The sequence below is a fragment of the Mesorhizobium escarrei genome (assembly GCF_935825525.1).
In the GTDB taxonomy this organism is placed as follows: Bacteria; Pseudomonadota; Alphaproteobacteria; order Rhizobiales; family Rhizobiaceae; genus Mesorhizobium; species Mesorhizobium escarrei.
This window is the reverse complement of record NZ_CAKXZT010000177.1, coordinates 1-14,451: the sequence shown is the minus strand read 5'-3', so window position 1 is coordinate 14,451 and position 14,451 is coordinate 1. Positions and strand designations below refer to the sequence as shown.

At 59.9% G+C, this 14,451-nt stretch carries 6 protein-coding genes; 5 read left to right on the top strand and 1 reads right to left on the bottom strand.

Going from position 1 to position 14,451, the window contains the following annotated elements; all coding sequences use genetic code 11:
- The first annotated feature begins 554 nt into the window (after positions 1-554).
- Entirely contained in the window at positions 555-1,478 is a 924-nt protein-coding gene (locus NMG80_RS38095; RefSeq protein ID WP_436798753.1) for a glycosyltransferase family 32 protein, read from the top strand.
- A gap of 543 nt (positions 1,479-2,021) precedes the next feature.
- Here the strand turns inward: NMG80_RS38095 and NMG80_RS35070 are convergent.
- Positions 2,022-4,976, bottom strand: a complete 2,955-nt coding sequence (locus NMG80_RS35070) for an extracellular solute-binding protein (RefSeq protein WP_254022377.1) — start codon at positions 4,974-4,976, stop codon at positions 2,022-2,024.
- A 175-nt stretch (positions 4,977-5,151) separates the two neighbouring features.
- On the opposite strand from NMG80_RS35070, the gene NMG80_RS35065 reads away from it, so the two are divergent.
- The 4 genes from NMG80_RS35065 (at position 5,152) to NMG80_RS35050 (ending at position 14,232) form a co-directional block, all read left to right on the top strand.
- A complete protein-coding gene (locus NMG80_RS35065) occupies positions 5,152-5,574 on the top strand; it encodes a hypothetical protein (RefSeq protein WP_254022376.1) in 423 nt (140 codons plus the stop codon).
- Between the two features lie 111 nt (positions 5,575-5,685).
- On the top strand, positions 5,686-9,210 hold the full coding sequence (locus tag NMG80_RS35060) for a glycosyltransferase (RefSeq protein WP_254022375.1): 3,525 nt from the start codon (positions 5,686-5,688) through the stop codon (positions 9,208-9,210).
- A gap of 65 nt (positions 9,211-9,275) precedes the next feature.
- Positions 9,276-13,331, top strand: coding sequence for a glycosyltransferase (locus tag NMG80_RS35055; RefSeq protein WP_254022374.1), 4,056 nt, complete (start codon positions 9,276-9,278; stop codon positions 13,329-13,331).
- A gap of 100 nt (positions 13,332-13,431) precedes the next feature.
- Positions 13,432-14,232 carry an FkbM family methyltransferase gene (locus NMG80_RS35050; protein ID WP_254022373.1) on the top strand — a complete coding sequence of 267 codons (801 nt, stop codon included), beginning with the start codon at positions 13,432-13,434 and terminating at the stop codon, positions 14,230-14,232.
- Positions 14,233-14,451: the final 219 nt, after the last annotated feature.

Below are 14,451 nucleotides of genomic sequence, written 5' to 3'. Positions count from 1 at the left end.
GGCCCTTATCCGCACGTTTGCGCATAAGGATGGCGCCATCGGCGCGTACGGCAACGAAGGCAGCCCCGAGCCGCGACTTGTGTCTTAGAGCATTCCACTGCCTGGGTTTCGCGCAGACTGTACGAAGACGCTGGTGCTGTTTGCAACCAAGCATTCTGCGCTTCTAACCTCGGGCGATGACTCGAATCCGGAGTTCGAGATTATCCTGCCGCCGTGGGCCTGCCGAGGCACAGCCACGTCCCAGGCGGCCATGCTCCTGGGCTTCGGTGTGTCGCGAAAGTGGGCGCGCCGAGCCGGCTTGTCCTTCGCCAAGTCAACGTTCGTCCCTACCTCGCTACCTAGCAGCAAAGTTGCGTTGTCTTGAGACCGGCAGCCTCCCTTCCCCTTCAGCTTCGAGGGCTTTTCCGCTAGAGAGTTGATGACGTCTCGCAAACGCGCAACTTAGGCGAAGTGAAAGGACCGACCTACACGTCGGATTGAAAATGAGTGGCCCACAATTCCGGACCGTCCTAGCAGTCCATCCACATTGGAAAGGATCCCTGAAGCTATCATCAGTGGATGATCAAATAGAGCACGAAGGCGGAGGTCGTGGGATTTATAGTCTTTCGAACGGAAAACTGCTTGTGAATTGGAACGAGTACGGTCAAGAGATATTCGTAGAAGTAGGAGGAATATTCGTCAATGAAACATTGCTGCGTAATGCATATCAAAAGTTGACTCAAGACGGTGAAATCCCATCAACAATATTTCAAACGTGGAAATCGAAGATATCATTTCCAGATAATTTTAAGATGTGGAGGGACACGTTCGCGCAACTAAATCCCTCCTTCGAAATGGTGTTGTGGGATGACGACGATAATCGCGAATTTATTAAGTCAGAATTTCCATGGTTTTATGAGTTCTATATGAGATACCCGGGAGAGATATATCGCGCTGACGTCGTGCGATATTTCTTTCTATACAGATATGGGGGTATATATGCCGATCTCGACGTCGAATGTTTGCGATCACTCGACGGGTTGCGAAGGGAGGGCGACGTCATGCTCGGCCAAATGGGAACCGATCCTGATCATTCAATCCCGAACGCGATAATGGCGTCCAAGCCGAAGGAAGAATTTTGGTTGCTGGTCATTTGGATAATGCTGCAGATTAAAGATATTCAACGTTCCCCTGAATATGTTACCGGTCCAGTGATACTGAAATCTGCGGTCGATCTTTATCAAGCAAAAAATACAATTCTTTCGAAAACCGCTATTTCGACAATGGAGGCGAAGCTTCCATCGAATTTAAAACCTCAACCTCGTCGAACAAATATTTCTATACTTCCAGCAAATAGATTATACCCTCTAGATTGGACAAATCCTGTTCACCAAATTATTCGAAGTAGGGTATTGTCAGGAAATTACCTGTCAACAAACGAAAAAAATGAACTTTTTCCGGATGCATGGATGACCACGTACTGGTCGCATAGTTGGTAACCCGGAATAGCCAGGACTGCTTGTTAGCACTATTTTGGCCGTTCATAGACGGCTCCTTCGACGCTATGTAGTCGTCCGTAGGCGGTGCGGACATCGCTTGGGCGGCGGCGATTGTCGAGGCAAATTTACCTTGCAGCCGGTTCTGAGCAGCCGCGCGCACACTATCAACCGAGAAGCCCGCTCCAACTGGGACTTCAGTTGTGTGCGCCGCGTCAAGTTCTGCAAAAATGGCGTGCGATTCAGCGGTGACGTTGGTGTGTCCGCCGCGTCAAGTTCTGCAAAATGGCGTGCGATTCAGCGGTGACGTTGGTGTGTCCGCCGCGGAGCCCTCGTGTTTAGTTTCCGTCCACAAACGTCGGGCGTTTGGGACGGAAACTAGACCAAGACTAGCGAAGCGGCGGACAATGCGACCGGGTCTCAGGCGGCCAAACTGTTTTGCAGCATCGTAGCGTCGCGCCAGTAGCCGTGGCTAGATCGCAAAGCAACTACATCCGGGTGAGTTGGACGCACCGATCTCGACGCTTATCTGTCTCGTGGCCGCAGCTACGGCTTGATTGGCACCGGTTGATCCGATCTTTCGTGTAGAGCCTGCTGCCAGGCACGATCGATCTGGCGCGCGGCCTCTTTACCGCCTAACTGACCCGTCGCCAGGCGGGTTGCTACGTCATTCACGACTTCGCCGGCTTCCGGTCCGAGCGCCTGATCATAGTAAAGCTGGTGATAGCTGCTGCGGAGGAGAGTGTCGGCTACCTCGCTGACGAATGGATCGGAGACGCCCAGGTCGGCTCCTGAGACGGAGGGGACCGAGTCGGCAAGCTCTGCGATCCTTGTCTGGACGGCGGGCGAGGCGAGCACGCGGAGCAGTTCCACTGCCATGTCGGGCGCCTTGCTGTTAATGACGTAGCCGTCAGCGCCGCCGTAGGTGGCCGCTCCATCGACCCCATGGGCAGTGCCCGGCAACTCCAGACGCATAAGCTCATTCTTCATTCTGTCAAAGCCACCCGGCCAGTTCCAGCGCATAGTGTTGAGACGCCAGTTGCCTGTGACCATCATCGCGGCTTTGCCCTTGGAGAAGAGCATTCCCGCATCCCCCTCGCCAACCGAGAGGAAATCCGGCTGGAACGGATCGAGGTCTGCCAGCTGTCGCAGCCGGTCTCCGGCGACGACGAAAGGTTGCGCTATGAAGCCATCCGAGCCACCAGCATAGGCCTTGGCGAAAGCGTCGCGCCCGCCGATCTGCTCCGCCAGCATTCCGTAGAGGAACTGGAACTGCCAGCGGTCGCGGCCGCCGATGGCGATCGGAACGATTCCAGCGGATCGCAGCTGGCGCACGGCCCGGAGGAATCCGTCCCATGTCGCGAGTTGTTCCCTTTTGACACCGGCTTTTTCTAGAAGGGCCTTGTTTGTCCATAGCGATACAAGTTCCACGGACGACGGCACCCCGTAGATGCGACCGTCTTGAGTGAAAGATTGCAAGACCCCGGGCCGGAACTCCATCGCCCAGCCGTCAGACATCTCTTGAGTTAGGTCTCGTGCGAACCCGGCGTCCCTCAGCGCCTCCAGATGGCCGCCGCCCCAGGTGTGCATGATGTCGGGAGGCGTCGGCGAGCCGAGCATAGATAGCAGCCTCTCTTTGTACTCATAGTCGGGTTGATGCGTGATCTCGACGCGGTAGCCCGGATGCGCGGCTTCGAAATCCTGGGCAAGGTTGTTCCAAAAGGCGTGGACCTGGTCGTTGCGGCTCATCGCGGCAACGCGCAGAGTGATCGGGCGGGCACCGGGACCGCGCGATGCCACGGCGGCCACCAGATGTACGGCCGCGCGCGCGCTGGCATGTGTCAAGCCCGACAGCGCCTTCCGGGCGTATTGGTTCGTCAGCCCTTGAAGCGTTGCCCGGTTCAGATAGCCGCTATCGGCCAGACCAGCCGACTTCTGGAAGGCGGCTATAGCCCCGCGCGTCCTAGGGCCGAAATTGGCGTCGATGGCCCCGCTATAGTTTCCGGAGGCTGCCAGAAGCATCTGCACGCCTGAGAGCGCATCGCGCGAGAGCCCGAGTTCGGCCTCTCTTTCGAGCTGATCGTCGGTCTCAAGGGCGGCCACCTGCTGCCCCTGAGACGCCGCCGGTCCGAGGGCTTCGGGGCGGACCACTTTTGCTTCCGCCCTCCCGGCGACGGGCGCCGTTTTGGCAGCGGGCAGTTGCGGTTGCGCGGGTGCATCCTGCAGTGCTTTAGTTGCGTCAGTGCTGGCTCCGGGTACCATTGCTTCCGAAGGCAACGGTGTGACGGCAGTAACAGACGTCTCCCCCACTATCAGAATGCCGGTTTTGTTCGTCAGCGAAGCGACTTTGAACCGATCAGCCTCAACGCGCTCAAGCCTAGCAGCAGCGAGGAGCGCGAATGGTCCTTCCGGGTAGCTCGCGAGAAACTTGCGGAAGTCTTCCGGATCGCGGCTTTGCCTGATCGACAGCCACACAAGAGCCTGGGTGGCGAAAGCGTTGTCTGGATTCTGCTGGTTCTCCGCGGATTCCCCGAGCACGAGATGCGTCGCCTGGTCGTTGCCAGTGAATCGCTTGTAGAATTCACTGGCGGCCATCTTTTCCTCTGGATTGTCTAGAGCCCGCATCGTGTCGAGAAGTGCGACCTGAAGCTTCTCGCCGGATTCGAGTTTGGCGATTGCAGCGGGATCCGAAGGATGCATGTACACTTCGCGCAGCAGGGCTTCCTCGACCCAGGGAACCTGTGCGCCACGTGTTAGTTCGACCACCGTGCTGCGAACGCGGCGCAGCATTGTGGCGAGTTCGAGGCCCGGCCGGTCGATCCACTGCAGCAGCGCGGTCGTGTAGGGGCTGTTGCCGGCCCCGCCGTCATAGGCAACCGCTCCGGGCGCGGCGGCGAAGCCGATGATCGCACCGCCGGAGTTAGGGTGTTTCACGAGCATGGCCGAGGAAGCTGAACCACTAGCGAGACCGGCGGGGGCCTTGACCGCCTTGGTGAAAGGATTATCTCGGCATGCATCGAGGATGAGGACGGTTACCTGTGGGCGGGCCTTCAACAGGCTCTCGTAAATCTCGCCGGCGCGAACCGCCGAGGGCGACAGGTCGTCGCGAGAGCGGATTTTTGCGTCAACGGGGATGAGGTAGTTTTCACCGTCTACCTGGATCGCATGGCCCGCATAGAAGATCACTGCGATCTCGGCGGAACTCGCAGCTTCGGTAAACGCCTGCAAGGATGCGCGCATACCACGCAGATCGGAGTCGATCGCCATGGTAACTTTGAAATCGAGCTCGCGAAGCTTTTCGGCGATCGCCGCGGAATCCTTGGGCGGATTTTCCAGCGTTCCGGCACTTTGGTACTTGCCGTTACCGATCACGAGCGCGATCCGTTGGGCAAGCGCGGAATCGGTGAAGGCAACCGAAATCGCGGCGGCGAGGATCAGAGCGAATGTGGCGGCGAGTGTGTTCTGAAACGCCAGAAACCGAAAGAGAAGGCCTGGGCGCATTCTACTTGAACCCTCAGCGGTTTGATCGTGCGTCTTCCTTACCGCACCGCCGACGGACGGTAAAGAAAAAGGGGCCATCACGGCGGCTTTGCATCACATCGTTTCCGTGTAATATTACAAATTGAGGGAATAGGCGCCCCGACGCAGTCATTGGTTTGAAATTCTGGAGCATTTCATGCCGGGCGACGAAAAGCTTTCTGCACTGACACGTTCGCTGATCACGGGCGTGTCGCTCGGCGGCATCGCACTCACCCAGGTCGGCTGCGTTCCGGAATGGCGGGTCATGGCGAAAGCCCAGGCCGAAAGGGACGTCAATGAGGCGGAAGGCGCGATGTGCGCCACGGCCCTGCAGTCCAGGTCGCCGCGTGACATTAATGCGTTCCTCAACAGCTATCCGTCTAGCCGTTGCATTGCCCCGCTCCTCGGCGCAATGCCAGCATCCGTGCTGGCGGCCTTGTCACCCTCTGCAATCGCTCGGCTCGACTCGTCGGTCGTGAGCGCGCTTCCCGCCCGCGTGCGCGTTAGCTTGCCTGGGCCCAGAACGCGCCTTGCAACCAGGAGCAGCGAACCTAAACAAGCGGGAGGCGGGCGGTACTGAGTTCCCAGCCGCCAATGACGAATGCGCACTGACAAGGGAGTGATTCACTCAGCCGAGTCTGTGGTTTGTTTGGTCACGCCGTCTTTCCATAAGCTTGGTCTGAAAATGGGATTGGCTGAACGGCTGGCGGCGCGTTCCATCGCCCTAAGGGTCGTGCCTGCAGCAGATGTCGCCGCGAATGGTGGCGCAGCGGTTCTTACGTGCGGCTGCGACGATCCGGAGCACGGCGACATGCTTGCGGCGGCGGCCGCCGCGCACTTGCCGACAATCTCGGTCAGCAGCAGCTGGATCAGCGGACGCCATCGCCTTTCAGAATACCTACCGAGCGGGCGACAGGGTGAGGACTGTCGCTTGCGGCGGTTGGTTTCTGCCTTTGGCTCGACGCTGGGCGTCGACGCGGTTGGTGCTCTTGTAGCCAGCCTGCCATTAACTGGCAATCCAGTGGAAACTGCTACCCTGAGGACCTTCGGAAACGTTGTGGTTAACGAATTGCCGCTTAGCTGGCTTCCTGCGGAAACCAGCCCGTTGCCGGTACCGTCCGACGAGATGGAAGGAGCGGCCGAGCAGCTGCCGGTGGCGCTCATTTCGGGTCCATCAATCGCTGCCTTTACCGCGCTCGCCGCGGGAGTGGAGTTGATTGTAGTGGGAGAAAATTGCTTCGCCCGGCTTAGCCTGACCCATGACGTCTCGAAGCCTTCTGATCTGCCGGGCGCGTTCGCCTCCGTGTCTGGATCGCCCAGGAACCGTCGCGACGACGCCCGCCGAGCCCTCGCGCTGGAAGCGTTGCTGAACGCGCTGCCCAACCATCCCGAGGCGTTGGCCGCGGCCTTGGACGAAGCTGTGACGGCGCTAGGGCGCGCGCCGCGCCGGTCTGTAAGCATCGTCATCAATAATTACAATTACGGCTCCTATTTAGGCGATGCGATTGCGACTTCGCTGAACCAGACGGTATCCGCGAGGGAAGTGATCGTCGTCGACGACGGTTCGACCGATTGCTCACGCGAAATGATTACCGCCACGCCGGGAATTGTTTCGGTCTTCAAGGCCAATGGCGGCCAAGCCTCCGCCCTAAACGAGGGATTCAAGCACGCGACCGGAGACATTGTACTTTTCCTTGACGCCGATGACCTGCTGCTTCCAAATTTAGTTGAGCAGATCGGCAAGGCATCGCTGCGCGGTGTATCCAGATTGCAGTTCGGGCTGGAGACTGTGGACCAGGCTGGCCGGCCGATCGGGCTCTATGCGCCCGACGGACGTGATTCCGAAGGTTGGCTGTGCGGCGTGCTCGCAGCGCGCGGCATCTTTCCTTTCATGCCAACCAGCGGCAACGCCTTTCCGCGGCAAATCCTGGAGGCCGTGCTTCCGATTCCGGAGCAGGACTGGCGCCTTTGCGCCGACCTGTATCTGGTAATCGCATGCGCGACGCTGGGCGAGACAGCCGATCTCGACGAGGTGCTGGGGCAGTATCGCGTGCATGACCGAAACGGCTACTTTCGGGTCCTCGGCGCCGAGCCTTACCTGCTCCCGAAGCTTCAGGTGCAGCGTGCGCGGGCTTGGCGAGGCATCCTGCCGAAGTTGGCGCAATTCATGCCGCCCCCCCTTGCGGAGCGATGTCGCCTCGGGCTCAGGCGGCTGCTGTTGCAGGTCACGCTCGAAAGCCCGGATCGCTCGGTGACACGGATCATGAGGGACGTGGCTGGAGGGGTTGGCGACGCATTGACATCCCGTACTATGAGGTTTGGCGATAGGCTACGGCACGCGATCGAGTCATCGCGCTTGGTAATCGGCGGCCAGGCTGCGGGCGCCCATTCCATCGCCGCATTGAAACCCGAGTTGATAGATCTTGTCTATGCGGCCGGGCCCGCGAAATGGCCGCGTCTCAGCCCCGGGGAGCGTGTCACGTTCGCCACGTCGCCGAAGGCACGCCGGATCGTCGGCGGGGGGTGGTCGCTCGGCGAAATTTCCGGCTTAAGGCCGGAAGCGCCCGAAGCCTTTCTCGCTTTTCGTTTACCGGAGATCGCGGCGAACTGGCGGGGAAGGTTCGAATTCGAAATTTCCGGCGATGCGCCGGTCCGGGGCATCGAAGTGCGCCTCAACGGCGTTGCCATCGATGATTTCGACCTTCATAGAACCGGCTCGATGGAATTCACCCTGCCGCAGGAACTACTCCTGCGCTGGACGCCGATCGGTTCGGGTCCGGGAGCATACGCGGCATGCCTGAGCATGCGGGTACCTCCCGCGCAAGCCGAACGGGTTTGCTTCCGGCTGTTAGAGATTTCTCTCCTACCTGCAGCGCCGCCGGTTGCGCCGCGCGTTCCCGTATCGCACGAGGTATTATTCTCACGCAAACGATCGCACGCCAGTTGGCCGCCTGAATTCTCGCGGGCCGACGGAATGCTGGTCAATGGATGGGACTGGCCGGACAGGCATGGCGTAGCGATGGCGGGTGCGCACGCAACTCTGGCATTGTCCGTGCACGAGCGTGCGCCTTACTCGCTCTGCCTTTGCCTGGCGGACGACGTCGGCTCTCCGCTCGTCGACGTGCTGCAGGTTGTCGTCAACGGCGTGATGATGGAAATCCACGAGGCCCCAGACGGGAGATCCTTTTCCGTGATGGTCTCCCAAGACATCGCCGGAATATCGGGCCGGCTCAAGGTGGAGCTTTGGCTCGGAGCCGATCCGGGAACCGGCCGATGGCCCTTTCTGCGACTCGCTTCGCTTCGAGTGGATGCGCTCACTTACGGTCATGGCGGCACCGTCCTTAGCCCAAACATCCGCCATGACGCTGGACCCTATGCGGACGGCCCCGGGCGAGACGCGCGGGGATTAATCCCCGACGGAAAGGTAGCGTTGTTGGCCCCCGGCAACTTCCGGCTAGGCATTCCGGTGCCCGCAGGTTTTGGACCGGCGAGGCTGGCACTTTATTTGACGATGAGGGCGGCGCACACGGAGCCGGTCATGGCCAAATTGTCTGTTGGCGGACGAACCTGCCTTTACTGGCTGGGGGCCGACAATCTGCTAACGGTCGACCTTCCGGAAGGGGAGGCGTGTCCGGTGCTGGAAGGCAGATTGGAAGGCGATTGGCCGTTCACGCTCGGTTCCGTTCAGCTTTTCAGGCCGGCCTCACCTGCGATCCAGCCAGATGAGGGGACTTCCGAAGCTGCGGCATCCTTCTTCGATGCTGGGACCTTGTCGCGTTTTACCGTCGCGCCCTCGGACTGGTATCCGGTGCTTGATTCGGCGCTCTGGTTTGCGGTGCATCGCACTTCCCTCAAGTTGCCGCCATTGCCTCAAGACTCGCAGTTCTTGGATGTAGCCGTGCTAACCCAGCTTCGACCGAGGCAGCATCTTCGGTTGATGTGTGGGGATGCCTCCGCCGAAACCCAGATAGGCGGCCTCGAAACGCTCCGCCTGCCGATCGTGCCCTCTGACGCGAAACGCGGCCCGCTGCTGACGATCGAAGTGGATGCCGTCGTGGCCGCCATTGCCGTTGGCGCCAGCAGCCCCGGCATGCTCGGCGGCGCGATATGCGCCGTCGAGGTCGTCCGACACGCTGGACGATCGCGCGTAGCAGCCAGGTATGGACGGTCATCGGGCGACAACGCACGGCGCAAGCTAGTGGATCAGGAAAAATGAGGGATCAGAGGCGAAGCGACGGCGGACCACCCAGTTTGAAAGCACCTGCGGATCTTACAGTAAGCGTGATCGTCACCTGCTACAACTATGGACATTTCACGCAGGACTGCCTCGAAAGCATCCTGGGCCAAACATGCTCGCCCTCCCAAGTGATCGTGGTAGACGACGGTTCCACTGATGCCACCGGCCGGGTTCTCGAGGGATACGGCAGTCGAATCGAACTGCTGAGGACCGACAATCGCGGGCAGGCAGCTGCCTTTAACGTCGGCTTCGCCCGATCGACTGGGAACATTGTGATCTTCGTCGACGCAGACGATCTGCTTCGTCCAGACGCGATCGATGTCATCCTCTACCATTGGAGCGACGATCTCGCCGTCCTCACATTCGGGCTTGAAACCATCGACGGTGCTGGTCACAGCACAGGCGTGCATGCCCCATCGATCAGATCGAGTGCGGGTGATAACCGTCCGGAACTGCTCAGTACCGGCGCTTTTTCATCTCCGCCGACATCGGGCAACGCGTTCTCGCGGCGCTTGCTCGAGCGCGTTCTGCCTATGCCTGAACCGCGCTGGCGCATCAGTGCCGACTGTTATCTCATCCGCGCGGCAGCGCTCTTCGGGCGCGCCGACCACGTGCCGCAGGTTCTGGGTTCTTATCGCATTCATGGCGGCAATAACCATGCCCAGGCGCTAGACGCCATGCCGCACCTCGCGCGCGAGTTTGCCAACAGAACCGACACCTCCGACGCGCTGTTTGATCTTGCGGAAGTCGCCGAGCGTTTTACCGAGGATCCACATGAAGCGGAGGCGCTGCGATTCCTGCTTGGCCACCGTGCCCGGAAAATTCTCGAAGAAGCGGGCGCCACGAGCCGAAGGCCTTCGCGAACATACCCACCGAGTGACGTATCTGCGGGCCAGGAAATACGGGTGGACCGTTCTGCGGTCGCTCGGCTGGAAAGATCGCGATGGCCGAAATTCCTACCTTTCGATCGCTGGACCGGCGTTCTCTGGGATAGGCGCGAACCCCTACGTCCTGTACCGGATCTGCTTGACGGCACGTCTTCGTCGCGACTCAGTAGTCTGGTTGAGTTCCACATCGACCCATCGCCGGAAGCGCTGCTCCTCGCGCTCGAAATCGAACCTGCTGCTGGGGCGGACAATGGTCAGTCCTGTGCGGAGGTCAAGCTCGACGGGGAGCTTGTCTGGCACGGACAACTGAGCGATGCGATACGCGTGCGCGTACCGGTCGCCTACGACCCTTGGGCGTTGGACCGATGCATCACGGTCGAGGTCTCCACTAGGGTCGGAGCCCAGCGACCGGCCGATCGTCAACCGCCTCCGCCGAGGATTCTTGGCCTGGAGGTATCGACCAAGGGAGTCAACGCGCCCGCGCCTTGTTTGTGCACGGCGGGATTGCTTCCTTTCGCGGAAGCGCTTGCCGCTGGACTCGACATCAGCGAATGGGAAACGGACAACGACGGCGGGGCAACCATGCGCGCCGAAAGTGCCAGAATGCGATTTCAGGTGGCGTCGTCAGGAAAGTTCGCAGTTGTTCTTTCTTTCGGAGAACTTCCGCCGCGCGGCTGGCTGCAGTTGCGTCAGGACGGGCGTTCCTTGTTTTCAGGCTGGCTCGGGAGCACACGAAGCTTGGTCGTGCGACTGCCCACAAACCAGGTCGCGGTCTTATCTAATGATATCGAAATCGGATTCGAGCCGGCTACCGACGCGGCGGGCGCGCTGCTTCGCATCGCCGAAATCGGATTGCTGGACCTAAGTCTGTCGGTGATTGACGATCGGAGCATTCCGCCTATCCTTAATCTAGGCGAATGCATTTTCCTCGGAATTGAGGATTCCGGCCGTGCCTTTCTAGGCTCGGGTTGGCATGTCGAACCGGAACTGGGAGGTGCGCGCAACGTCCTAGCCGAAGCCCAGATGTCCTTTTGCACGCCAGAAATGGCAAGTGATCTTGTCCTTCGCGTCTGTATCGAACCGCTTTTCGATCCACTTCCAGGATTCCGCCACTTCTTCGCGGTCAGCGAGGACGGCAATATCCACACGGCCGTACAGCTCGATGGTGCCGGCGAGATCGAGATCGCGCTGCCCCGGCAATCCGGGCGCAAGCCTTCCAACCTCGTGTTTCACTCCGTGTATGTGCCCGAAACATCCAGTACGAGCGCGGCTGCGACGGTCGCAGCCTTCGTCCTGACCAGTATGGAGCTTCGAGGTCGCGAGGCGATCGATGCGCCGCCGTTTCTGCCGAAGGCGCAAGCGAGGCCGTCGCCGAGGTTCCGCTCTCTTATCGGGCAGGGCAAAGCGCTGCTTGTTTCAGATCGAGGTGCCGGCGGTATGGTAGAGCTGTCCGCGATTTGCCAGGAATTGGCCGAGTTCATCGAAACATGCGACGCGAAGGCGCTGGTCCTGCTCGCCTCGGAAAAAGGTAGTCTGGACGTCATCGTGGGCCTCGGCCATGCTGTCCAGAACGCAGAAGCGGTCGCCTTCGTGAGTGCAGTCTCTTGGACAGGCCGGCCACGTGACCGCCCCGAAGCGTCGGCATTGCGGGGATGGCTGCTGTCTTTCCTGTTTCGCCCCGCTTATCTGGCCCTTTCGCCTGACTTGGAAAGCCTGCCTGCGCCGCTTCTCTGGATACCGGACGGTGCGGCGATCTATCTCGGTCGCGCGCCCGATATTCATTCCGCAAGCGCCCGTGAAACCTATCGTGCTTTTCTATTGCGTTTGCTTTCAAGTATCGACCGCGTCTTGGCACGCGCGCCTCTTGAGAGCGCCATCTACGCTTTGGCCGCTCGTTGCTTACGCGAGTTGCGCAGTACGGTCGCCATCTTCGGCGCCGGCGAATTGCGCGATCTTGTTCGGCTGCGCAGCCGATGCATCGAGCGCCTGCTGGTCCGGCACGGCGCGCACCTCGCCATGCCGCGCCGTCGCCCCCCATCCAGCGGAAAATTGCGGCTCGGTGTTCTGGTGCGAGATGTGTTGCCAAATCCCGAAGGTTGGGCACTGCTCGGCATGTACGCCGGTATCGACCGCAGTCTCTTCGAACCGGTGCTCATCCGCATGGACAAGGGGGCTGGTGGTGTCTCCGTCGGCAAGCGCTTCGAGCGCGAACTTTGCCTTAGTGGACTTTCGGTAGGCGAATCCGTCGCAGCGATCCGAGCGCTGCAACTGGATCTCTTCGTAACCGGCTGCTACGTCGCCGACTACGAGAAGACGTCGGCTATTGTCGCGCACCGGCTGGCGGAGGTTCAGATCTGGCACGCCGCCGTGTGCCCGACGACCGGTGGATTTCGCAGCTTCGATTTCGCATTGTCGTGCCGCGCCACCGAACCTGGCGAGCCACAGAGGCATTACGTCGAACAACTGGCCTGGATCGAGGGGCCGCTCCAAAGCGCCTATGCCTTCACCGAAGAAACCCCTCGAAGAACCGCAAAGCTCCGGCAGGACCTCGGTGTCGCAAGAGACGCAGTGATGCTCGTGAGCGGCGCCATGGCGCACAAGATTGAGGACAGGCTTCTGGAGACCTGGGCGGCGATCTTGCGCGATGCACCGGCGTGTATGCTTGTACTCTGTCCATTCGCGTCCAACTGGTCGATGGATTTCGCGCCTGCCCGTTTTCGCGATCGGCTCTTGCGCTGCTTGCAAGCTGCAGGTGTCTCGGAAGAGCGGGCGGTTGTTCTGTCGACTCAGACACCGAACCGAGTGAGAGAGATCATGGCAAACGCCGATCTCTATCTCGATAGTTTTCCCTACACTGGAGCGACGACCGTCTGCGAAGCGCTGTCGGCAGGTACGCCTGCGTTAACTCTTGCCGGCGACTCCCTTCGCGAGTTGACAGGAACATCCTGGATTCGAGCCTGCGGACTACCTGAAATGGTCGCACACACACCTGACGATTACCGCTTCATTGCGGCGGGGCTGGCGAACGACCGCCAGAAGTTGAGAGCGCTTCGAGACCGGCTGGGCTTGGCCTTGGCGGCTGGCCCACCCGCCCACAACGATCCGCAGCGATTCGGCCACGAATTTTCGGCTGCGCTCGAAAAGATCGCGAGAGAGGCCGGTTGGTGGACGGAGCGCGTCCGCAATGATGAAAGAAGGGCGACTCGGGAATAGCGCGCGTCATCCGATGTTTCCCGGGGCCGCCGGCGCTGTTGCCGCCGGTTCAGGACGAGGGTCCAAACAACAATGCAGGTTCAGTAGACAACGAGGTATCATGCAGGCTGACTTGGTCTATGACGTAGGAATGAACAATGGGGATGATACCGCATATTACCTCCACCGAGGTTTTCGTGTCGTAGCCATCGAAGCTGATCCAGATCTCTGCAAAGGCGCCGTGAGCCGCTTCGGGAAAGAATTGGAAAGCGGACGTCTGCAGATCGTCAACATTGGGATCGCGGCAAAACCCGGCGTCTCGGATTTCTGGATATGCGAAGCACGCAGCGTTTGGAACTCTTTTGACCGCACTATTTCATCCCGTAACGGATTGCCCCACCACAGGATCCAGGTCCCTTGCCAGACGTTCGGATGGGTCTTAGAGCAATGCGGTGTGCCATTCTACCTTAAGATCGATATCGAAGGTAACGATTTCCTATGCATCGAAGCGTTACAAGATCGTGTCGATCTGCCGGCGTATGTCTCAGTTGAACTAGGTGACCTCGATCAGTTCGTCACGAAATTGAGCGCTCTCGGCTATACGGAGTTCAAGTGCATAAGTCAGTTCCAGTTCCTCCCCTTGCAACTTCCGCCCACCCCGGAGCAGCTGGCATTGGAAGCTGGGGATACGAGCACACTGCGGCGGACACGCGATTGGGTTTTCCCGGAAGGGGCATCAGGTCCATTCGGCGAGGATACGCTTGGACGATGGCTTGATCAGGATGAAGTCCGCCGGACACACGCCCACTACTCGAAGCTCCGCGACGAGCAGACCTCAACACCGTTCTGGTTTGGTGCGAGCTTTTCGTTCTGGCTGGACCTGCACGCTCGGCGTGGGATGCCGAGGGCGGCGGGCGTTTGAACTCCTTTTTTTGACGCTCCGCAGTTTACCCTGGGGACCGTATTCTGGAAGGATATCTTCAGAAGCCCCACCGCCGGAAAGGTAAAGGCACTGCATGGCCGAAGGGCGGCAGGCCATGCATAAACTTTATTTTATTCTTTTATGGAGCGGCTCGGCTTCATTCGTGTGGGGTACAGTCAGAAGGCCGGCACCACGACTCTGATCCCCAGGCGATCGAGG

Excerpts from the sequence above, each read along its gene's own strand:
- NMG80_RS35070 (WP_254022377.1), bottom strand. The coding sequence starts at position 4,976 with ATGCGCCCAGGCCTTCTCTTTCGGTTTCTGGCGTTTCAGAACACACTC.
- NMG80_RS35065 (WP_254022376.1), top strand. The coding sequence starts at position 5,152 with ATGCCGGGCGACGAAAAGCTTTCTGCACTGACACGTTCGCTGATCACG.
- NMG80_RS35050 (WP_254022373.1), top strand. The coding sequence starts at position 13,432 with ATGCAGGCTGACTTGGTCTATGACGTAGGAATGAACAATGGGGATGAT.